The following is a 24,089-nucleotide window of genomic DNA, read 5'->3' as shown; positions in this document are numbered from 1 at the left end:
TTCGGAGTTTCACTATATTTGTTTAAAAAAGATTAATTCTAAGAGGACATTATTCTGTTACTGTTTTTGTTCCAAGAGGGACGAGGTTGTGATCTTTAAATTTTATAAAAATACATAATATAGAATAATAATTAATTATTTTATCATAATTAGTTTATTTTTACCATTTTAGACTCCGAGAAATTCAAATTGTAATTTGAATTTATTTCTTAGTATGAAAAACAATAATAATTTGGAAGTAGAGATTAATTGAAAAATATTTGAAATAATTGATGTAAGTAAAGCATAGATTAAGAAGAATTTTAGAATATACGGAAACGAGACACACGAGGAATGTTTAAGAAGAGAATCCAAAGAAGAGATGGGAATGGACATTAAAACTGGTGATTTTATAGGATGTGCTAATAGGTATTCTTATCTAACAAATGAAAGTAAGTACTATCTCAGTGAAAGATATTTTTAAATATGTAATATTGGTAAGGAAGCAAGTAAACCAATAGAAAAAACCACTTTCTAAATGGATTAAACCATCAAAAGCAATTGAGCACTTATTTCACGAACATCAAAGTTGGGCAATTAGTCAATCTTTGATGCGATTACAGGTATTCTACTAATGGCGCGTTTAAGACCTAAAAAGAGTCTTTTCAATAAAAAATAGGTGTTTTCTCAAATTGAAGTAGTTTTATAGCAAAAATGGCCATTTTCATTACAAATGACACCACTTCCAAAAAATAAGTTAAGTGTTGTAAATCAAGATCATTTATGAAGCATCTAATATAACAAGCTGGAATTAGTCTGGAAAAAAGGAAGATTCATTTTTTCATATATTTACAAATTGTTGAATAACCCTTGGTACAGTATTAAAATAGTAAGTACTATTAGACGAAAGGAATGATGGGTGGACAATGGTTAACTAACCTAACTTTTAACTTTTGAAATTTGATATTTCAAATAATAAAAACTTAGGATTAGTCTGCCCATTTTTCTATATATTTGAAGAGCTATAATGGTAAGTAGCTTTTTTAAGTACGGCAAAATGCTTTTTGACTAATCCTTCCAAAATTATTTGGGAGGATTTTTTATTCTCCCTGAAAAAGAAGGGTGATCCTTTATATTAGAACTACTGCAATTACAAAAAATAAAAGTTGAAATTGAAGATCATATTATTTTTGAAAATATAAATACGAATGTACAACAAGGGGATGTTATCGGAATCATAGGTAAAAATGGTGCAGGTAAATCAACTTTATTACAACTACTGAACGGTGGCCTTCAATCAACAAGAGGACATATAAAACACGTACAAAATGATCTTACAATTACTATGGTTGAACAAGAAAAAGAGTCTTATTTTCTTGGTGAGGTTACACCTCAAGAGGAAGTATTATTAAAGAGTTGGAATGTTCCAAACTGTGACTACTTGAATTTAAGTGGGGGAGAAAAATTAAAAGCACGCCTTGCCAAAGGTTTAGCCAAAAATGCTGACATATTATTGCTCGATGAACCAACAAACCACTTGGATGAACAGAGTTTGGACTTCCTTATAAGAAAGTTTAAAAGTTATAAGGGTACTATTATTCTCGTATCACATAATCGTTATTTTTTGGATAAAGTAGTAACAAAAATATGGTCAATTGAAAATCAAACACTTATTAGTCATTGTGGTAACTACACCAGTTTTTTGGAATTTCGTGAAAGTGAGCGACTAACTCAACAACGTGAATATGAGAAACAACAAAAACTGATAAAACGAATAGAAGGTCAAATGAGCCAACTAACATCATGGGCAAAGTCTGCTCATGCCCCATCAACAAAACAGGAAGGCTTTAAAGAATATTATCGAGTGAAAGCTAAGCGAATGGATTCACAAGTAAAATCAAAAGAAAAACGCCTTGCAAAAGAACTTGAAAAGATAAAAGTTGAGGCACCTAAGGCAGAATACCAAATAAATTTTTCATTAAAAGCAAACCATAAAGTCGGAAAGCGGTTCTTAGAAGTTAAAGATTTAGCAAAATCTTTTGAAGGACACAATCTTTTTAAGAATGCTAACTTTACCATTCAGCATGGTGAAAAGGTTTCAGTTATTGGTCCAAATGGTAGTGGAAAAACTACGTTTTTGAATATGATAGCCGGAAAAGAAATAGTTACTAAAGGTGATATATGGGTTTCTCCAGCAGCAAATATCGGCTATTTGACTCAAGAAGTATTTGACTTGCCCCTTTTTCAAACTCCCAAACAGTTATTCGACAAAGAGTCATTTGAAGAGAGAGGGCACGTACGTAATTTAATGAAAAATTTAGGATTTTTTAATCGTCAGTGGACAGAACCAATTGAGAACATGAGCATGGGTGAGCGTGTGAAGTGTAAATTAATGAAATATATTTTAGAAGAAAAAGATGTACTTATCCTAGATGAACCAACAAACCATTTAGATTTGCCTTCTCGTGAACAACTTGAAGAAACATTAGAGATATATAATGGCACTCTATTGGTTGTGTCACATGATCGTTATTTTCTTGATAGAACAACAGATGCTAAACTCATATTTTCAAATCATACCATTTATAAGCAAATTAATGAGAAAGATTCGTTATCCAAAAGAGATGATAATGAAGAATTACGTTTAAAACTTGAAACCGAACGACAAGAAGTTTTAGGCAAGCTTAGCTGTTTGACTCCAAATAACAAAGAGTATGAGGAACTTGATGTTAGATTTAAAGAGCTTACAAAATTAATAAAGGGGCTTCAATAATTCGTTGTAAAATCATCCGGCATTAAGTTTTTGTTTATCTATTATGTGGCGTGTTTCTGTTATAGAAAAACGCCTTTTTTTAAAAGAAACTTTTGGCTTATATAAATACAGTGGGTATGGTTATAGATTACAAACAATCATATTTGTTATAAAATACATGTTGTAATAAGAGAATTTTATTGTAGGTGAAGTCATGAGCTCATATTGTTGGACTGACTTTTTACGCAAAGGCTCTTTTCGTAAATTTTGTTACCATTGTTCATAAAATAAAAGATTTATCAGTCATCGTTTTATAGAAGAAAAGATGCCATTAATTCTAGATGTATACGTGTAGCATTTTTATACATAAAACAATATTAGATATGAAAATCGCCATTGTTATTTTAATTATGTCATAAAGATATCTTGCTCTTATAGTTAGTTTTATATATTAGAGTTATAGTGTTGATAGAAAATATTTTGTAAATAATGAGGGGGAATTTTACAATGAAGATTGCACTAAAACAAATAATACAGTTACAAGATGATAGCAAATATGAGAAGATATATAAGCATTTTAGTTCCAATGTAATCCCCCACAAAGGTGATTTTATTTGTGACCGTCTTTATGAAGATGCCTCTGAGAGTGAGGTTATAAGGGTTGCAATTAATTATGCCTCTAACGTATGCTATGTTACGCTTGCCCCCATCCAGCTAGATTCAAATGATGTAAAATACTTGAGAGAATATGTAGATGCTGCAATTAGATCTGAATGGGATTGTCCATTAAGGAAGTATTAAGCAATAATATCTTCTAAAATTGTTGTAGTATGTTATGTGATTAGGCCGTAGCGGTCGATCAATATCATAGAAGTATATAAAATTTGAAGGGATTTATGATCACATTCATAGTCATGGGTGTTTCATCGTATTTCTTTTTGAGGAAGTTTGCTGAATTCGTTATTAGTATATGGAAATGATATTTTGTTTAGTAAAATTCAACTGAATTGAAGCCTAATTTCTTTATGTGGTATTAAGAAATTAGGCCTTTTTATATTATCATCTCAATTAAAAAATACATTGTTTATTTTAATTACGACATAAATTGTCATTATTAGGTGGTACATTATTTTTGTAAGTAAAATATACCATTTTGGGGGAGAATTTATGTTTAAGAAATTAGAATGTGTTGCAATTTATACAGATGATATTCAAAAATCTATTAATTTTTACCTTTCTTTGGGATTAAAACAACACTGGAAAATAGAAAGAAAGTTAGAAAGCGGAGGAACGTGGACAATCATAGGGTTGAAATTCCCAGAAGAAAATAGTTCAGAGCTTGTTTTACAAAATGACCCAAATATCAATGTCACAGATGTTGAAATCCTAGTAGATGACGTCAATTTAGCTTATCAAGAACTTAGCAAAAATACAGAGGTAACATGGATTAAAAAACCTTTTTCAACGGAGTCTGGTCATGTTGCTGTAATGGAATCACCTGATAAAAATGTATTTGTGCTAGTTGGAAAATAACAGGTTGAGGTTATTGTGATGAAGCTAGATAGAATTGTATATAGAGATAACATATTACTAGTTTTTCAGTTCTTTTAGCTAGGCTCTTTTCTTAGACTTTGTTGCGATCATTCCTAAGCTAGGGGATAAAGATGTCGTTTTACCAAACAGTCATCGTTTTATAGAAGAACAGATGCTAAAAATCTAGGTTTTCGTGCTTGTATGAAAAAACAATCTAATTGGAAGTAGCCTTTCGAGAAGATTAGAGACGCTACATAATTAAGGAGGAAAAACGGTGAAGGTAGCCTTAGCAGATATCACAGATGCACCAAAAATCGTGTCATTCTTCAAAAGAAATTTATGTCACAATAATAGTGGTATTTATTCTGAAGAATTTTTTTGCCCTCTAGGAACTCAAGCAGCCATATGGAGAAAACAGATGATTGTGGCAATAGTAGATGATCAAATAGTAGGTGCATTTCGATTTTACAGAAAAAAAACATCCAATAGCATTTCGTTATATCAATTTGCTATAAATGAAGGTTTTCGGGGGCAAGGGGTGTTGAAGAAAATGTTACGTTCTATCAATGATTTACCAATTTATGTATTATGTCCTATCGAATCAAAATTTAATGAATATTATTTTAAGTCAGGTTGGTATCTACAAGAACAAAATGCTAGTTTTAAAGTCTGGGAATTTAAAGGCTAAAAACTTTGAGTTTTAGTTAATGACTATGTTCTGTTTAAGTATTACTGAAAGCTCAAAATGCACGTTTTAGATAAGCGCAACTGCCCAAACATTAATAGACATGTACATAAAGGTATTATGTGAAACTAGTATAACTTAACTCAAAGTCTAATAACTAAAAATTTACTTAAATTTTTTGTGTCCAAAATAATATTTAATAAAGACCAACACAGCACGTTACCGTAACTTCTTCAAAGTTCTGACCACTTAATGGATCGGCTACACTTAGTTAGACAGAAATTTTAAGGTCAAGTAGAATAAACTTACTACATGAATGTTGAGGAGAATCTACATGCCTAAACGAGCACGCCGCACATTTACCCAAGAATTTAAGCAACAAATTGTCCAACTTTATGAAAATGGAAAACCTCGTAAGGAAATCATTCGAGAATACGACTTAACACCTTCTTCACTTGATAAGTGGATCAATCAATTTAAGAATTCAGGTTCATTCAAAGAGAAGGACAACCTAACCCCTGAGCAAAAGGAACTGCAAGAACTTCGTAAGCGTAACAAGCAATTAGAAATGGAGAATGATATTTTAAAGCAAGCCGCGCTGATACTAGGACAAAAGTAAATGTGATCAAGCAAAACACACACAAATACTCGATATCAGCAATGTGCCAAGTCCTACAACTTCCAAGAAGTACGTATTATTATGAGACAAAACAGCGACCGAATGAGGATGATGTTACATCAGATATAATACGTATCTTCCATGATAGTCGCCAAAATTATGGTTCACTTAAAATTAAACAAGAGCTTAAGAAACTAGGGAAAATTGTTTCTAGACGACGTATTCGTAGAATTATGAAAGAGCAAGGATTGGTTTCTACTTATACTGTCGCTCAGTTTAAGCACCATTCAGAAAAGCCGAATGAGTCTCAACATTCCAATGAACTGAACCGTGAATTTACACAAGATGAGGCATTATCTGTAGTCGTAAGCGACTTAACGTATGTGAGGGTTGATAAAAAATGGCATTACATATGTGTCTTTGTCGATCTCTTTAACCGAGAAATTATTGGATATAGCACCGGACCGTATAAGGATGCGCTACTCGTTTATCGTGCGTTAGCTACGATTAAACAAGACCTTCATCATATTCAGATGTTCCATACTGATCGAGGAAATGAGTTTAAAAATAAACTAATTGATGACGCATTAGAGACGTTCTCTATTAAACGTTCCCTAAGCATGAAAGGATGCCCCTATGATAATGCAGTCGCAGAAGCAACGTTTAAAATTATTAAGACAGAGTTTATCAAAGGCAGACAATATGAAAGCTTAGGCGAGTTAACCAGAGAACTCCATGATTACGTACATTGGTTTAATAATATTCGTATTCATAGCACACTAGGATATGTAAGCCCGATTGATTACAAAAATAACCACCTTAAGAAAATTGTCTAGTTAGGTGTTGACAGTCCATAATTTGCGGTTTAGATATAGAATTTGTCCAGCATTTAAGTAGCTATGTACAAACATTTAAATTACAAGTGTTCCTCCAAATTATTCTTTAACTATTAAGGAATCAATAAAAACTCTATCGCTACTCAATTAAATGGGCAATCGATTTAATTAAGATGCAAAGCCTAATCTTTCAAAAAACATATTTTGAAAGATCAGTCTTTTTCATTTTGTGTTCTGTATATGTAAATATGTCCTTAAAATTATCTTGCATGTTTGTAATACGCTAGATTATAAAACAAGCAATAAATAATCTAGTGGTATAATTAGGGGCATATTAAATGAAGGAGTTTGTTATGACGATAAAGTGGGTTGAAGTAATAGAGAAGAATTTTATAGAATTAGAGATGATTTTTGAGCTTTATAATCGAGTATTTCCTATTGAAGTGAGAGAACCACAGGAAATTTTTCTAAGAAGCTTACAATATGCTAAAGAAAGAAGACCGAATAATTATCACTTCATAGTTGGGAAGAAAGAAAATCAACTTGTTTCATTTGCTACGGGACACTATTTTGCCGATGTAAACTCAGGGTTCATTGTATATATCGTAACTAACCCTCTTATACAAAGTAAGGGAATAGGCTCAAAGACACTAGAGAAATTAGAAGATTTACTAAATAAAGATGCTATCTCAGCAGGGAATTCATCTCTAAGCGCCATTTTCTTAGAAACAGAAACACAAGAAATGCTACATACAGAAGAAGAAAAGGAAGATTGTATCAAAAGAAACAGATTTTTTGCTAACAATGACTATGAAAAGTATGAAAAAATTGTTTATCAACAACCATCTTTACATGATGAGGTGGGAGATCTACCACTTAACCTTTTTATTAAGAATTTAGATATTACTAAGCAAAGTAGAGAAGATATAAAAAAAGCCATTAGAACCATTTATAAAGAAAAGTATTCTCTTGTTAATGGCATTGATAAAAGGGTCCTTAACAACTGTCTTAAAAAGATGGGACTAGAAGACGGAGAATTACTTTAACAAAATTTTACAGTAATATGAAGCATACTGAAAAAGATATGCACCTTTTTCGTTAAGATGGATTGTGGAGCATTGGTAAATGATTTACGGCTTACATAATATTTGGGTCTATACTGTAAAATTTTAGATGAAGGAAAAAGGGCAGTTAAGTTACTAAGGGAAGAAAGGCTAATCAAATTCTGTAAAGGAATTCATAAATTTAACGGTTATAGACGGGGTTTTTATAACTGCAAAATTTATAGACAGTGGTTTAAGAAAATTATTAGACATCAATTCGTTAGAAAGTTCATGAAAAATATAAAAGGGAGTACTTTATTGTAAGCAAATTAATTTACAAAGATGATGTTTGCGATTATAATTCAACTATTCAATTAATCTATTGAATAGTTGAAAGGGGATTATTCATGCTTAATGAACGTAATTTAAAAGACATGTTATATCAAGAGTATGCGAGGATTGGGAAAAGTTTATCAAGCCCTAAACGATTGGAAATTCTTGACCTGCTATCTCAAGGCCCTAAATCTGTGGATGCTTTAGCAAAGTGTACAACAATGTCTGTTGCTAATGTATCTCAGCACTTGAAAACTCTTTATAATTCAAAGCTAGTTAAATTTAAGAAGGAAGGAAACTTCGTTATTTATGAACTAGCTGATGAAGTAATTTCGAATTTTTTAATTTCATTACATGCATTATCAGAAAAGCAATATATGCAAGTACAGCAAATTAAAGAAGAGTTTTTAAATAATCAACTTGATATAGAAGGAATAACTTTTATAGAGCTTAAAGGCCGAATGGAGAAAGGTGAGGTTTTACTGTTGGATGTAAGACCGAAGGAAGAGTATGAAAAGGCTCATATCCCAGGAGCAGTTTCTTGTCCTATCGAAGAATTGGAAGCTAAACTTGCATCTTTGCCAGCTAAAAGTAATGTAGTTGCTTATTGCAGGGGACCTTATTGTTTAATGTCGGCAAAAGCAGTAGAAATTCTTAAGGAAAAAGGTATAAATGCATTTCGATTGGAAGATGGTGTTAGAGAATGGGAGCAATTTGCTGATAAATGAAATTAACGCTCATTTTGAAGGCAAAAGATACTAAGGAAGCATGGATAGGTTCTATATGTGCAAATGCTGCAATAATTCTGGACATAGAGAAATACTTTTCTCATGGGTGGAGCTGCTGAAATAAAAAATATCTTTATGTACAATTACTTAAATAGTACATTTGTAAGATGGTTTAAGGATGGTAAGGCACTATCAATATAAATGACTAAATACAAGAAGGTGATAATGAGTGTTAAGTAAAGAACAAGATCCGATTGAGAGTTATATAAATTCACCAGAAAAACTTAAAAAGTTATATAAACGAGTGTTGTTTGTTGTGAGTCTATCACAAATATTTGGAGGAGCAGGGCTTGCGGCGGGGATTACAGTAGGTGCTCTTTTGGCCCAACAAATGCTCGGAACGGATGCTTATGCAGGAGTTCCGTCAGCCCTCATTACTATAGGATCAGCAGGAGCAGCACTAATCGTAGGAAGACTCTCTCAGCGATATGGACGTCGTACAGGACTATCGACAGGTTTTATTGTAGGTGGACTCGGATCAATTGGAGTTGTGATTGCTGCCCTAATGAATAATGTTATTCTTTTATTTGCTTCGCTCCTAATTTATGGAGCAGGTACTGCAACAAATTTACAAGCCCGTTATGCAGGGACGGATTTAGCAAACAATAAACAACGAGCTACTGCAATCAGTACTACAATGGTCATGACAACGTTCGGAGCTGTTGCTGGTCCCAATTTAGTTGAAATTATGGGTGATTTTGCTCTTTTCATTGGTGTTCCAGCTCTTTCAGGCCCCTTTATATTATCTGCTGCTGCATTTATCTTAGCAGGTCTTGTACTATTTATTATGTTACGGCCTGATCCATTAGATATTGCAAAAAAGATAGCAGCTTATAAACAAGAGAATGCGCAAGCAAATAAATCATATTCTCCTAATAACACTAATAATAAAAGAGGTCTTGCTGTCGGTGCAACGGTTATGGTTCTAACACAAATTGTAATGATAGCAATTATGACGATGACACCAGTGCATATGAAACATAATGGTCATGGTTTAGCTGCAATCGGCATTGTTATTGGATTTCATATAGGATCAATGTACTTACCATCACTTATTACAGGGGTACTTGTTGATAAAGTTGGTCGAACAGCGATGAGCATAGCTTCGGGTATTACATTGTTATTCGCTGGCTTATTAGCCGCATTCGCGCCAAGTGATTCAATGATTCTCTTAGTAATAGCCCTTTCTTTACTTGGTTTGGGATGGAACTTTGGTTTAATCAGTGGTACTGCCCAAATAGTTGATTCTACTGAGCCATCAACTCGAGCAAAAACACAAGGGACACTTGATGTTTTTATTGCATTAGCAGGAGCTTCTGGCGGTGCTCTTTCGGGTGTAGTAGTGGCAAATACAAGCTTTCTTACATTATCATTGGGTGGAGGATTACTTTCCTTGCTTCTAATACCTGCTGTCATTTGGTCTCGTAGAGGTAAAGTTTTGACAAATTCAATAAATCAAAAATCTGTATAAATAGATATGGTAATACGTAGCGACCTTTAAAGGTACAATTTTCTTTGATGAAGCTGTTTGCCTGGTGAAGGTGCTTTTGGTTTAACAGGTAATGAAGTTAATCCATAAAGTTTTAAAAAGTGTTTACCAAGAACTGTCCAAATTCTTTGTTTATCTTAACTGTTATTAATGCTTTAAGTATGGTTAGAAGTATTACTGATGACAGTACGTTCGTTATTTATACTTGGACTAAAATGTATAAAGAAACCATTATAAGTTGTGAAGTTGAAACGATAGATGTCAAAATATATACTTCAGTTTTTACTTTCCGTGACTTGAAAGTGGCGGTTTGTGGTGGAAGCTGCATACAGTTGTTCGGCTGGTTATTTTCAAGATAAACAAACTTTAATTAATATGGAAATGATGATGATTGCACGAGGGGGATATGAGAGAAGTGTTGGTTTTTATTCTAACACTTCTCTTATTTTTTTGTTTGACTAAAAATGGAATAAACCTAGTTAGAGTTGTAAAGTAGAAAGGCAAATAGAAGCTATAGCAAACATCAATAACATGGAGGATGAAAAGAGGGAAGCTCCCTAATTTAATATAGAATTAAGGAATTGTGAGTCGTAATATGGAAATTTCCTTAACCTGTATATAAGCTATCCAAAATAGTTTAACGAGATGATTAATTGACAAAGTGAAATTAGGTGCATTTTTGATGAAGAGAAATATTCTTTTCTTTTACAATAATTAATAGTGTAAGTTTTGGATGAACCGATTTTGACGACTTTATATAGAAAGTACTGGTGAATTGGAGAAAGCAAAGGAAATATTAGTACAGGAGAATATGGTATAATTGTAAAAGTTTAAAAATTCATTCAATAAACTAAGGGATGAATGCTACGAGAGATTCTCAATCAAAATCATCTCTCAACATTAACGGGTAAACGCTAAAATTAACAAAGATTGATTTACATTTCTCCAAATTTGAAAGGGGAACTTCTTTTGAAAAATGTCAATGTAAGGCTTGAAAAATTAAATTCAGAAAACTGGTATGAGTGCTGTCACTTAGAAGTATCAAAGGAACAAGAAAAATATATGGAACCAAATGCAATTTCTATAGCTCAATCAAAGTTTGAAGCTACATTAAAACCTTACGCGATCTATTTCGAAGATAAATTAGTAGGTTTCTTAATGTATAATTCTGTAAAAGAAGAACTTGATGGTTATTGGATTTATAGAATAATGATTGATAAGAATTTTCAAGGTAAGGGCATAGGTAAGGAAGCGACTAAGTTAATGATATTAGAGATGATTAAATTATTGGATGCAAAAAGAATTATTGTAGGTTATAGTCCTGAAAATTCGGGAGCTCACCATTTGTATGCAAGTTTGGGATTTGTTGATAATGGCGATAGATTTGGAAAAGAGATGGCTGTTATTAAAAATATAACAGATTAAAAGATATTAAATGGAAGACAAAATGGGTTGGAGGCAAAAAAAGGCTTTTTTATTGACCTAACCTATAACTAGAATTTATGCAAATATAAAACTGATGAACCTCATAATGAGTTACATAGATTTAAGCTATATTTAAATTTTTTCCACAATATAAATGTATACATGACAATATAGAATATACGTTCGTTTTGGAGGAGTGAAGAAAAACATGCCAGAGTTAAAAGTGAAGGATGTAAAACTTCATTATCAAGCATACGGAACTGGAAAACCTATTATTATGATTCATGGCTTTTCTCCAGATATGAGGCTAATGATAGGATGCATGGAGCCAGTATTTTTACAAAAAGATGGTTTCAAAAGAATATATATAGACCTTCCAGGGATGGGCAAAACAAAAGATTATAATGAAGTCAAAAACTCGGATGACATGTTAGATATAGTCATTGAATTTATTGATAAATTAATTCCAAACGAGTCCTTTTTAGTTGTGGGGGAATCATATGGCGGCTATATAGCTAGAGGAATTATTCATAAAAAAAAGAAAGAAGTAGACGGAGCTGCATTTATTTGTCCAGTCATTATTCCTGAAATGAGTGAAAGGACTCTCCCTGACCATTCCATTATTTATAAAGATAATGAATTTTTAGAGCAACTAGATGAAGATGAAAGAGAAGGTTTTGATTCAATTTCAGTCGTGCAGGATGAATATAATTTTTATAGATTTAAAAATGAAATACTACTTGGGTGTAATATAGCTGATGAACAATTTTTAGCAAAGATAAAGCAACAATATAGTTTTACTTTTGATGTAGATCAAGATTTGTATGAACTGCCAAGCGTATTTCTTCTTGGAAGACAAGATTCGATGGTTGGGTTTAAAGATGCACTCGATTTAATTGATAAATTTCCAAGAGCTACTTTTGCAATTTTAGATAAAGCAGGACATAACTTACAAATAGAACAAAAGGCGCTTTTTGATACACATATAATTGACTGGTTAACTAGAGTAACAGAGAAAAAGTAACAGGGTAAATCTAGTAGCTCTTTTAATGATATGCTCAACTGTCTCTGCAATTGAAAAGCACCTATTTCACCGAATGTTGAATAAGCAAGTCAATTAAAGGTGTGGTTAGTATAAGAAGAGATATAATTTAAGCATAACAAATTGAATGGTGGATAATACACGTGGATATATTATTGACCGATGCACACAATTTGTATAAGTTTGAACTTCAAAACAGAAAATTTTTCGAAGAAATGGTACCGAGCAGAGGTGACGACTACTATGGGCTTGAGGTTTTTAAAAAAAAGTTTTACTTGAAGAACAAGCTCAAGAAAGTTCATATTTTTACTTAATTAAATCTACAGATGATTCTATTGTTGGAAGGATAAATCTAGTTGACATTGATAAGTCACAAAAAATTGGTCATCTAGGCTATAGAGTAGGTCAACTATATACTAGAAAAGGTGTGGCTAAAAAAGCAGTAAAATTACTATTAGAATAACAGACCAAGGTATAATACAAGTTAAGGCGAAAACAACAACCAATAACATAGCATCTCAAAAAGTTTTAGAGAAAAACGGATTTAAGCATTCAAAATCCTATGATGAAGAATTTGAAATGAATGGTCAGAAGTTAAATTTTGTTTATTATACATGGACGAATAAAGCTTAATTTTGTTGAGCTAGCTGACGCCTTTGAAATCACAATACAAGCATAAAATATAGAGTTTTTAGTATGTATTGCCCCAAGGAGATCAAATAGAATTGCAAGTTGATAGCTAATAACTTTAATATTTTTAGAAATATATGGACCGACTCGTTTCAAAGAGGTACGATAGTTTAGAGGTATTTTCTTCTTTGTAATTGGTCAGCTACATTTTGTATGTAGTGAGTTTTAAGATTATAAACACTTTCTTTCTGAAAATGTTTAATATATTGTTAAATCTAAGAAAAAGGTTTATAGAAACCTTTTTCTTCTTATATGCTCAAGTTTAGTAATATCTTATTGTTGGGTGTTTTTTCCTACCTGTTTGTTAAGTAAAGGCTACAAATACTAAAGTCTGAGGTTATATTTTTTTATCTATAAATTGATTTACTATCAGTTCCAAATAATGTGTTTAAGACACTTTGGCAATGATTTGTGTATAATTATGATATAAATAAGTTAGAAGAGAAAAGTTCGAATACTAATACTCTAGTTTAAAGAAAAGGTTGGTTTAATTATGTTATGGGAGAATCATTAAAACATTTCATTGATAACCGTGTAGGAATCTCTAAATCGAAGAGATTATGGATGGCTATAATTCTAGGAACATTAGCAGGGTTTGGACCGTTATCCATTGATATGTACTTGCCAGCACTTCCTGATATAGCCAAAGATTTTAACGTAAGTCCATCACTAGTCCAACTTAGCCTGACTTTTTTCTTACTTGGTTTAGCATTTGGTCAGCTTTTAGCCGGACCAATCAGTGATGTCCGGGGGCGACGTTTACCATTATTAATTGGATTAATCACCTATTTTGTTGTTTCCCTTTTATGTGTCTTCAGTCCTTCTATCTGGACATTAATTGTATTACGCTTTATTCAAGGGTTGGCAGGTTCAGCGGGTATTGTTATATCAAGAGCGGTTGTTCGGGATTTGTATTCCGGCACAGAACTTACCAAGTTCTATGCATTGCTTGCATTAATCAATGGTATTGCACCTATTTTGGCTCCAGTATTAGGAGCACAGTTATTAAAAATAGTCCCATGGCAAGGTGTATTTATTTTATTAAGTATTATAGGTTTAGTGATGTTTTTTGTCGTCCTATTAGGCTTACCGGAAACCCTTCATGACGATAGGCGGTCAGTTGGGGGAATAAAAAATACCTTTATTACTTTCCGAAATCTTATTTTGGACCGAACCTTCATAGGTTTTGCATTAGCTCAAGGGTTTGTCTTCGCTGCTATGTTTGCTTATATATCTGGTTCTCCCTTTGTGGTGCAGAATATTTATGGGGAATCACCACAAATGTTCAGTCTCATCTTTGCAATAAATGGATTAGGCATCATGATTGCTAGTCAGACCACAGGGAAGTTAGCAGGACGAATACATGAGTCAAGGCTTTTTCTTTTTGGGTTAGCTACTTCACTATTTGGGGGGATATTTTTATTTGTGTTGATTCTCCTTGATGCTAGGTTGATTTTCCTTCTAATCCCACTATTTTTTGTTGTATCAAGTGTCGGGATTGTAAGTACATCTGGATTTTCACTAGCTATGCAAAAACAAGGAAAGAATGCAGGAAGTGCAGCAGCCCTATTAGGAGTGATGTCACTAGCATTAGGTGCATTCGCAGCACCACTTGTTGGAATAGGAGGGGAACACACTGCCATACCAATGGGAATGGTTATCGTAGGTGCAGGTGCAAGCGCGGCACTTTCCTATTTATTTCTTATCCCTCGAGAGGAAAGGTAATTATACGCTGATCATGCTGGGGAGTCTCCACCAACATGCGGCTACGACCTAAGTAATCTCCTTTATATAATATTAATTATGAGAAGCGAAACACCTTAAAGTACATGCATAGTTTATTAATAGATACAAAGCGATGATCAAGGTATATTTTGCTATATATCCTTGATCTCGAATCAAATCCTTCAAGTAAAATAAATGCTACATCTAGCAATTGAAAGCATTCAATACAATTCACTAGTATAATTTTAAATACTCAAATGCATTTAAATAACTACCAAGAAAAACAGTCCTACACCAATTCTTGTTTGTGGGGCTGTTAACTTATTTGTACAATGATGCTACTTCCGAAATCAACTCTACAAGTTCAGTGTATTTCCTAAAAATGACTTGCATTGAGCAATGCCAATGTAAGTCAGGACTACTTCGATGGTTGGCTCTAACACTTCAACATTTGTGTTTTTCATCACCTCTAATTTCTCTCTGATATTTTAAATAGAAATAAAATACTTTTCAACCAATTTATCAATAAGCCATTAACTTCTTTTTGTCTAAGAATAATAAAAGTTGTTTAAAAATGTTAGTAATCTTATTCCGCACTAGGGCCAGTTTGTTGAATAACAAGTATTTTTGATTAATCATTTTTTAAGTTATAAATTGAAGGAAGATCCCTATATTTAGCAGACTTAATTAGATTGCTCAGACTATATAAAAAATAATCAAATCCCATCTCTGTTATAGGGGGATTTTTAAATTCTATAAGAACCTTTGTACCTTGTAATTATTAAATATTTTTATAAAAGGAAATTTAACAATCGGAAAAGAAATATATTATATAAATTGACATTTAGAAGATAGTGATTACATCAGAAAACAGTAATGGAACACAACCGATCAAAAACTCCCAGTTGAAGTTCTGCATTCAAGTAAAATGGTTAGCTTTGCTAAGGAGGGAATTGTATGAATAAACGTGGTACTGGTTCTTTATTTATTGCTATTGCTGCTTTTCTAATTAGTACAAAGTATTTAAGTTTAGCCATTGTCCTTAATGTTATGGTTACTGTTACACTTACAGACGTAGTAAGACTTATTGAAGAGTATTCTGAAGGATTTACAGTGCTATCTACTGCAAGTTTAATTGCCTTAGTCATAGGAATTATTTATATTGTTTGGGGAGAAGTTGAAGAAATCATCGGTAAAAGAAAAGATCAGATTTAAAAAGATTAAAATGCTTATGGTAGAAGCTTTTGTCTGCTATGCAATTTTAGCGTGGAATTATTTGTTGTCGTTTTATACCTAATTTTATATTTGAATCTGATACCTCCACATCAATTTCGACCTCAAGTCCTGATAAGTGGGAGTACTTAGGATGGCACTATCATATAAAACAGTATCGTGATACCTTCAAAAATCTGGAGTGGCTAATCAGGTACACCCTTTATTAAACACAAGTTTAAACATTTGAAATAATTACTTTTTAGTTAAAGGATAGGTTAGTTTATGAATGATATGCCAATTTATTGGGAATGACGATAGATTCCTACATTCTTTTTATTCCTCGAATTGGTAATTTTGAGATAAAAATATATAATTAAGAATAAAAACATGGGGGATGCATTTATGTTATTAAATGAACATGAGTTCTAACTTTATATATTAATAACCTTGTTAGCCCGCCCACCACCTATATTAAATCAATATTAGGCATTATACATTTTAAAGGAGGGCTAAAAATGAAGGGGAAACTAATAGAAGTTAGGGGTAAGAAGTTATACGTAGAAATACATGGTGAAGAAAATACTAATGCGGTGCTTTATTTGCATGGTGGTCCTGGAGAAAGTTGCTATGATTTTTCATATCATCAGGCTAGGAAGTTATCAGAATCTATGAAGTTGATCTTAATAGACCAAAGAGGAGTTTGTCGTTCAGACCGTATTATAGATACAGAAGTATTTGGACTTGATGACATTATCCAAGATTGTGAAGTTTTAAGAAAACAGTTAGGAATTAAGCATTGGTCATTAATTGGACATTCATTTGGAGGTTTTATAGCTTTAAAGTATGTGCACTTATTTCCTTCCTCGATTGAGAAAATCATATTTGAGGGCCCAACTTTTGACTTTAAACTAACTTCAATTGGTTTATTAAATAAAACTGCTAAAATAGCTGAAAAATATGCGAACTATGGTTTAAAAAATAAATGCATTTCAGTGGTAGAGAATGTTAAATCAACTCAGGAATTGGAATTAGCATTCCATGATTTAAGTTCTCAATTGGGAGAACATAGAATGGAAATCTACACCTATAATTTTAACAACCCTACTGATTACTCTCTATATTCGCAAGAAGAGTGGGATCAGTTCGATTATAATGCTGAAATACATTACAATCGTTTAAAAGATGAAGGTGATATATATAAGTCGTTAATACCCATACTAAGTGAAATTGAGACACCAATGTTACTTCTATTAGGACAACATGATCCTGTTACTTGCGAGAAACAAATTGAAGCATTCAATAATAATGGAAAAAACAGAATGGTTTATGTATTTGAGAATAGTGGGCATACGCCACATTATGAGGAAGCAAATGTATTTACGAATGTTGTTGTTGATTATATAAATACTAAAGTGAATGAATAAGTAAAGGAAGTAGGGACCTTTGGACCCTGTTTCTTTATTAATGAGACTTGGGTTATAAAATTCTAGGTTGTGAAGAATTATTATTCAACAATATTTTGGCGCATATCTGAAATATAGATATGTGCCATTATTCATTTTAGGACCAGATTGTTGAAGATCAATCTTCATTAAAACAGATGAATTAAAGAGTCTTAATCTCTAAGTTATTATTTACTTACAACAATCCCTTTCATATAATTAGATTGGTAAATTAATGAATGTAAGTTTGATATTGTAAATAATTTATATTACATGGGAAAAGCGAGGGTAAATTATGTTGAAGAAAACCTTAGTAGTTATTTTATCATTAATGTTGTTACTTCCATCTACATCTGTATTTGCAGCTGGAGACCAGCCAAGTGCTTGGTCGAAAGATACGATTCAACGAGGCATTGATCTAGGAATTGTTCCAGAAAGATTGCAATCTAATTACGCTGACCCAATTACGCGAGAGGAGTTTGCTGAACTATTAGTTAATGTCGCCTTTAAAAAGTTAGAAATGGTTGAAAGGTCATATGAATGGACAAAACAGATGGTACTTGAAAGGGTAACAATTGATCAACCTTTTGAAGATACGGATTTAGATCATGTCAAGCTTGCCTATATTATTGGTAGTGTGAATGGTACATCTGATACAACCTTTTCTCCAAACGCTTATATCACTCGTGAGCAAGCAGCACAAATGTTGATAAATACAGTACACTATGCTAGTAATATCAGTTATGCTTCAGAGAAAGAAATGGGCTATTCGGATTATAAACAAATAGGAGATTGGGCTATACCAGCTGTAAGTGCAGCCTACAATTTAGAGCTTATGCTAGGGTCTAACGGTCAATTTATGCCAAGAAAAAATATTACGAGAGAGCAAGCAATCGTAACAATAATAAGAGTATTCGATTATACAAAGTATATTACACTGCAACTAAGGGGGGATATCGCTGCTTATGCTGATTATAATGATTTAACATACAATGTTGGAAAAGACTATGTATATGTATCCTATGAGGATGAGGGAGAGTTTAGTCAGTCTGATAATGCATTAAGAAACATTTGGTTTCGAAAACCACTTACTTTGAATCAGAAATATGATCATAAGCAAGCGATTGTCTTATATGCTTTCCATAGTAATCTACTAAATACATATTATCCATGGATTTCACAAGCTGCATTAAAAGGAGAAGGGGCAGTTATAGATTATGGCTATATGACAGTTGCAACATTCACAGAAAATCACATACTTGAATTCACCCTATACGATATTCCAGGGTATTTTAATGCTCTAGCAGGACATGTGTATGGATATCCGAAAGTAGAAGTTGATCCCGAGCCAATTCCACATTATGGCGCAAGAGGCTAGTAAAGACTATCTGGAATTTCCCTATTAAGAAAACAAAAGTGATAATGTGGTTACTTAGACTATTTTTTAGAAAATCTCACACATCGGTAGTTACCTAATAAGTAAACACAAGTGATATTCTGTTTCGTAATATATCTATTGAATGAACAAAAAGAAGGAGTGTATGATTTGGGATAATTCATATTAACATTTTTATACTTATCATCGGTGTAATAATGTTAAATTTAGGGTTTGACATCAAAAAAAGATGGATCATTAATCTATCCATCTTTTTTCTTACTATATCAATTGGATTCTTAGGAATAGGATATTTATGGGTATTGTCCATAATGACCAGTAATTAATTAGTTAATCGGGAAAAAATAAAGTCCTTAACAAGGTTATATGGAACATAGTAGAAATTGTGGTTATTGCTATTTATTTTTGTAAATTCAATGATTAATGAGTCGATTAGTCTAAGGCTACATGACAATATTATTCAACAATATGGCGCAAATTTCTTAGAAATACTTCCTTTCTTGTAAAAAGGGCTACTTTATGAAATAAAGTTGTTATCGAATAATGGTAATGATTATAATACAATAATTTATGGAAATATATCTATTTTCTTACTGGCTATTATGGATTATTTCAAAGTTTAGGAAAGATGTGATTTCTTTATGTCAAAAAAATTGCTATTTATATTGCTGTTCCTATTAATAATCAATCTCTTATTATGGCCAACGGTATATTATTTACTATCTGAAACGAAGAATAGCCGAGAAACAATAGAAAACACACAGTTATCTACTGGAACTACTGAAAAAGAAGAAGACATTCATCAAATTGAAGAAACTAAAAATCTAACAAAAAAAGTTGAAAAGTCAACATCAAAAGAAACTCTTAATAATAAGATAAAATGGGTGAAGGAGGAACGTGGAGTCTTCGTAGTTTATACTTATAATGATGGTGGTGAAGTTGTAAATGTTGCATATAATGATCATTTGGACTATATCATTAAAAGCCTAGGTGAACCTGATTATACAGTACCATCACAAGGAGAATTTGATTCATTAGAGTATGTTTACGACAACTTATTCATTGGTATAAATGAAGAAACAAGTTTAGTAGTTAGTATCCATTTTGCCTCGGACGACTCTCTTTTACAAACAACATGGTATGAAGATTTAGGAGGTCCTGATTATGGGACAAAAGATGGTATACACTATTTCTATAACAGATATAAAGATCATATTTTAAAGTTTGATGTCTTTGAAGGCAATGTCAATGTATTATTATTCCCAAACTATTCTTTAGAAGAAAAAGAAGTTAGTGAGGAAATAGCAACAGAATTACCTTCAAGTAATGAAATAAAACAAAAAGAATTTAAAACACTAGGAGATCGAATATACGGCGGAGATGTAGTAAAAATAGGACCATTTGGACCCTATAGCGTTCAAGGATACACGAGTTGGGCAATAGCTAAAGTTGTACCACTATATGGAGAAGCAGGCTATGTTCCTTATGGAGAGAACGGACAATTACCACAGCAAGTATTTAGTCCATTTGATAAAATAGTTCAAACTAGTGATTTATCTTTTTGGATAGAGCCTATAGAAGGATCTTCATTAATGATAATGAGTGGTGAAAAAACCAAATTTTATGTGTGTGTTAGAGTAGCGCAGAACCCAAAATATAACGACTACTACTTTTCGATGACCCCAATGCTCTTACCACAAGGACATAGTAGTCCAATAGATATTTCAAAACTTATGAATATACATCTTAAAATATCTAAATAATTCAACTAAAACTCCCGTGAAGTGGTAGTAATTATTAAGATAGTAATTTTCCACAACTATCAATGTGTTGTTCAACAATATGGCGCAAGAATATAATTATCAAATTAACTGCTAGTGTGAAATATAATTGTCTAAATATCGGGAGGGAAATGTATTGAAATATACTTGTCCATGCTGCGGCTACATAACCTTAGATGAAGAACCGCCTGGAACATATGAGATTTGCAATATTTGTTTTTGGGAAGATGACCTTGTTCAATTTAATGATCCTGATTATGAAGGTGGAGCAAATATACCTTCACTAAGACAAGCACAGAGAAATTATTTAAAATTTGGGGCTTGTGATGAACTATCTATAAATTCTGTAAGGGAACCTTTGATTGATGAAATCAAGGATTTCAATTGGAAAATATTATCTCAAATTAAGTAATGAAATTCATTAAATAAAGAATTATTATATCTTCCGCAATATGGCGCCTTTCTTGATTAAAGAGAGACTATCTTCTAGGTATTATTAGTTTAGTCTTATGTTAAATAAAGATGTTATCTTTCATAAATTTGGAAGTAATCGAAAAAGAATATAGATGATATACTTTTCTAAAATAAGTTATTTATAGGGAAGTGTTTAAGTGGAACCGAGCTCAGCCAATTTAGCGTTTCGATTTTTTGCATATTTTATAGATAGCGTCTTTATATTCTTGTTTATTTCACTACCAATTTACTTGATAACTAAATCAGAAGAGGGTTTACTTCTAATACAGATTATAACCAGTTTATATGTGATGGTATTACCTGTATTTTGGAATGGTTATCTAATAGGAAAGCGTTTAATGGGTATCAGAGTAGTAAAAACAAATGGCCAGAAGGTTACAATTGGAACAATGGTTATTAGATATATAGGTGGAAGTTTTCTCTATTTAATTTCATTTGGAATACTTCTAATCATAAGCATTTTTATGGTGATTTTGCGACAAGATAATCGTGCTTTTCATGATTTATTAGCTGGAACTATTGTTATAAATAGAACTTAGTATTTGGTGTAGATTGGAGTTTTATAATCTGTGAATTTTCCACAATCTGGCGCAAGAATATAGTAAAGACCATCTTGGCTATTTTAAGGATAATACTTATTAAAAATAGGTCAACCAAAAATATTACTGGCTGACCTCATAATACGATATGGCGCATGTGCGGCCGAGCTTAGGTCGTATCATATAACGGGTGGGATTCCCGTCGAGTAAGAACTAGCCATTCACTCGTAGCGAGTCTTGGAGGACTAAAGGTAACTTTAGTCTTTAAGCGTAGACAGTTAGGTGGCGGGCCGAAAGCCAACTGGTTGAAGGGATTGAGCTCCATAATAATTGTGAATCGAGAGGGCTGATGCTATATGCGCTGCAGAAAGCTACATTTTATCTTTCGTTAAAGGCAAGAAAGGAAAACCTCTCTGGAGTCATAGACCTTGGCACGTTATACATTGATATGATACGGCAACTCGGGAGACCCTACCGGTCTTTTCTTTTGTTTAGAAGAGTATGGTGTACAAGCGATAAAAAGCAAGAAAATCAAATGCCGTTGTAGGGAGTCGGATAGCAGCGTAGTACCAATGAAGTTGGGTAATGCCGATGGAGGAAAGGCTGCTACCTAGTTATTAACCTTACTAGAGACACATTTACTACACACAGAGGTAGGTACTTAAATGGAAACAAAACTACTAAGGATAGCAGAAATAGCAAAATCTAATCCTAAAATGAAATTCACATCACTTGCATATTTATTAAATAAGCAAGCACTAGCTCAATGTCATCATGAACTACCCAATAGGAAAGCAACTGGGATTAACGGTACAACTAAAGAGACATACGGTGAAAGTTTAGAAGAAAACCTAGATGATTTAGTAAGCAGACTGAAAAGCAAAAGCTACCGTCCTGTTCCAGTAAGGAGAATGTATATTCCGAAGGTTAATTCAAGCAAGAAAAGACCATTAGGTATACCGGAACATGAGGATAAGGTTGTTCAAAAAGGCATTACTAAGATACTAAATACCATCTATGAAAATGATTTTCTAGACTGTTCCTTTGGATTCCGTCCAAATCGTAGTTGCCATGATGCTTTGAAGATACTGAACTTCTATATTGAAAAGAGGTCAGTAAATTATGTAGTGGATGTCGATATTAAAGGATTCTTTGATAACGTTGACCACACATGGATGATGGAGTTCTTAAAGCTGCGAATTCCTGACCCTAGTCTACTAAGAATAATTAGTAGATTTCTCAAAGGTGGGTATATGGAGGAAGGGAAGAAATACAAAACAGATAATGGCACACCGCAAGGTGGGGTAATATCTCCTGTATTAGCCAATGTATATCTCCATTATGTACTCGATTTATGGTTTGAGATAAAGGTCAAGAAACAATGCAAGGGGCGGGCATATATAGTAAGGTATGCAGATGATTTTGTGTGCTGTTTTCAATATAAGAGCGAAGCTCTGGAATTCTTTCAATCATTAAAATATAGATTAAAGAAATTTAACTTGGAAGTTGCCGAAGATAAGACCAAAATAATACCCTTCGGGCGGTTTGCAGAAAAAGATGCAAAACAAAAGGGGAATAGTAAACCTACAACTTTTGATTTTCTAGGATTTACTCACTATTGCAGTAAAAGTAAACAAGGGAAATTTCGGGTGAAGCGGAAATCGAGTCGGACGAAAGTCCAAAGTAAATTAAAAGAGTCTAAAGAATGGTTGAAGAAGAATAGAAATAAAGATATTCATATAATCATGGATAGATTTAGACGCTCACTTATAGGGTACTACAACTACTATTGCATTACAGATAACACAATAAATGTTAGTATCTTCAAAGATGGAATTGAGAAATTATTGTTTAAATGGCTCAATAGAAGAAGTCAAAGGAAATCTTTTACGTGGGATAAATTCAGACTATTTCTTGATAAATATCCACTACCTTCACCAAGAATTAAAGTGAATATATATGATTTAAGAAAAGAGATTAGTTATTTTCTGTGAATGATGATTAGGAGGAGCCGTGTGCATTAATAGTGCAAGCACTGTTCTGTGAGGGGATGGAAGTACAATTTACCGTAAGGTAAAAAGACTCCATTCTACTCGACTTCTGAAATATAGATATGTGCCTTTATTGATTTTAGGGCCATATTGTGGAATAACAAGTGTCCTTGATTAATTAATTTATAGGTTATAAATGTTAGGAAGATACTTGTTTCTAGACAGAGTATATAAGCGTACTTCCACTATAGTGAAAAATAATAAAATCCCATCTTCGTTATAAGAGATGGGGTTTAGTTATTCTATACGAAA

General features: G+C 32.6%; 19 protein-coding genes and 1 pseudogene. All 20 read left to right on the top strand.

Translation table 11 applies throughout. The annotated features are described in order from the left end of the window. Nucleotides 1-1,111: 1,111 nt before the first annotated feature. The 20 genes and pseudogenes from abc-f to ltrA all read left to right on the top strand — a co-directional run bounded on the left by abc-f (nt 1,112) and on the right by ltrA (nt 23,780). Nucleotides 1,112-2,752 (top strand): ribosomal protection-like ABC-F family protein, encoded by a 1,641-nt coding sequence (abc-f, locus tag V1503_RS05275; RefSeq protein ID WP_410629383.1) that lies wholly within the window; start codon nt 1,112-1,114, stop codon nt 2,750-2,752. A 486-nt stretch (nt 2,753-3,238) separates the two neighbouring features. Beyond that, nucleotides 3,239-3,532, top strand: a complete 294-nt coding sequence (locus tag V1503_RS05270) for a hypothetical protein (RefSeq protein WP_214483527.1) — start codon at nt 3,239-3,241, stop codon at nt 3,530-3,532. 366 nt (nt 3,533-3,898) lie between these two features. Further along, nucleotides 3,899-4,264, top strand: coding sequence for a VOC family protein (locus V1503_RS05265; protein WP_410625372.1), 366 nt, complete (start codon nt 3,899-3,901; stop codon nt 4,262-4,264). 274 nt (nt 4,265-4,538) lie between these two features. Then, nucleotides 4,539-4,952, top strand: coding sequence for a GNAT family N-acetyltransferase (locus V1503_RS05260; protein WP_410625370.1), 414 nt, complete (start codon nt 4,539-4,541; stop codon nt 4,950-4,952). Nucleotides 4,953-5,283: 331 nt separating this feature from the next. Further along, a protein-coding gene (locus V1503_RS05255) for an IS3 family transposase (protein ID WP_410625368.1) occupies nt 5,284-6,404 on the top strand; the annotation gives its coding sequence in 2 pieces (ribosomal slippage) (nt 5,284-5,533 and nt 5,533-6,404; 1,122 coding nt in all). A 338-nt stretch (nt 6,405-6,742) separates the two neighbouring features. After that, nucleotides 6,743-7,450 (top strand): GNAT family N-acetyltransferase, encoded by a 708-nt coding sequence (locus V1503_RS05250; protein ID WP_320259782.1) that lies wholly within the window; start codon nt 6,743-6,745, stop codon nt 7,448-7,450. 404 nt (nt 7,451-7,854) lie between these two features. Then, nucleotides 7,855-8,508, top strand: a complete 654-nt coding sequence (locus V1503_RS05245) for an ArsR/SmtB family transcription factor (protein WP_214483530.1) — start codon at nt 7,855-7,857, stop codon at nt 8,506-8,508. 229 nt (nt 8,509-8,737) lie between these two features. Then, nucleotides 8,738-10,039 carry an MFS transporter gene (locus tag V1503_RS05240; protein ID WP_320259780.1) on the top strand — a complete coding sequence of 434 codons (1,302 nt, stop codon included), beginning with the start codon at nt 8,738-8,740 and terminating at the stop codon, nt 10,037-10,039. A gap of 330 nt (nt 10,040-10,369) precedes the next feature. Continuing rightward, complete coding sequence (locus tag V1503_RS05235) at nt 10,370-10,519, top strand: hypothetical protein (RefSeq protein ID WP_410625365.1); 150 nt, start codon at nt 10,370-10,372, stop codon at nt 10,517-10,519. Nucleotides 10,520-11,026: 507 nt separating this feature from the next. Continuing rightward, nucleotides 11,027-11,482 (top strand): GNAT family N-acetyltransferase, encoded by a 456-nt coding sequence (locus V1503_RS05230; protein ID WP_410625363.1) that lies wholly within the window; start codon nt 11,027-11,029, stop codon nt 11,480-11,482. 208 nt (nt 11,483-11,690) lie between these two features. Further along, the gene (locus V1503_RS05225; RefSeq protein WP_410625361.1) at nt 11,691-12,506 is read left to right on the top strand and encodes an alpha/beta fold hydrolase; all 816 of its coding nucleotides are present in this window, start codon (nt 11,691-11,693) and stop codon (nt 12,504-12,506) included. 152 nt (nt 12,507-12,658) lie between these two features. Continuing rightward, nucleotides 12,659-13,157: pseudogene (locus V1503_RS05220) on the top strand (GNAT family N-acetyltransferase). A gap of 555 nt (nt 13,158-13,712) precedes the next feature. Continuing rightward, nucleotides 13,713-14,939, top strand: coding sequence for a multidrug effflux MFS transporter (locus V1503_RS05215; protein ID WP_410625359.1), 1,227 nt, complete (start codon nt 13,713-13,715; stop codon nt 14,937-14,939). 957 nt (nt 14,940-15,896) lie between these two features. Continuing rightward, nucleotides 15,897-16,154: a hypothetical protein gene (locus V1503_RS05210; RefSeq protein ID WP_410625357.1), complete on the top strand. Its 258-nt coding sequence runs from the start codon at nt 15,897-15,899 to the stop codon at nt 16,152-16,154. A gap of 515 nt (nt 16,155-16,669) precedes the next feature. Continuing rightward, nucleotides 16,670-17,578, top strand: coding sequence for an alpha/beta hydrolase (locus tag V1503_RS05205; RefSeq protein ID WP_410625355.1), 909 nt, complete (start codon nt 16,670-16,672; stop codon nt 17,576-17,578). A gap of 313 nt (nt 17,579-17,891) precedes the next feature. After that, entirely contained in the window at nt 17,892-18,974 is a 1,083-nt protein-coding gene (locus V1503_RS05200; RefSeq protein ID WP_410625353.1) for an S-layer homology domain-containing protein, read from the top strand. A 659-nt stretch (nt 18,975-19,633) separates the two neighbouring features. Next, nucleotides 19,634-20,755 carry a hypothetical protein gene (locus tag V1503_RS05195; RefSeq protein WP_410625351.1) on the top strand — a complete coding sequence of 374 codons (1,122 nt, stop codon included), beginning with the start codon at nt 19,634-19,636 and terminating at the stop codon, nt 20,753-20,755. A gap of 154 nt (nt 20,756-20,909) precedes the next feature. After that, nucleotides 20,910-21,185 carry a CPCC family cysteine-rich protein gene (locus tag V1503_RS05190; protein WP_320259871.1) on the top strand — a complete coding sequence of 92 codons (276 nt, stop codon included), beginning with the start codon at nt 20,910-20,912 and terminating at the stop codon, nt 21,183-21,185. Nucleotides 21,186-21,384: 199 nt separating this feature from the next. Beyond that, on the top strand, nt 21,385-21,786 hold the full coding sequence (locus V1503_RS05185; protein ID WP_320259866.1) for an RDD family protein: 402 nt from the start codon (nt 21,385-21,387) through the stop codon (nt 21,784-21,786). A 665-nt stretch (nt 21,787-22,451) separates the two neighbouring features. Further along, complete coding sequence (gene ltrA, locus V1503_RS05180; RefSeq protein ID WP_410625348.1) at nt 22,452-23,780, top strand: group II intron reverse transcriptase/maturase; 1,329 nt, start codon at nt 22,452-22,454, stop codon at nt 23,778-23,780. Nucleotides 23,781-24,089 lie beyond the last annotated feature (309 nt).

This window comes from Nanhaiella sioensis (assembly GCF_046557775.1).
Lineage (GTDB): Bacteria > Bacillota > Bacilli > Bacillales > SM2101 > Nanhaiella > Nanhaiella sioensis.
This window is presented reverse-complemented; position numbering and strand designations above follow the sequence as displayed.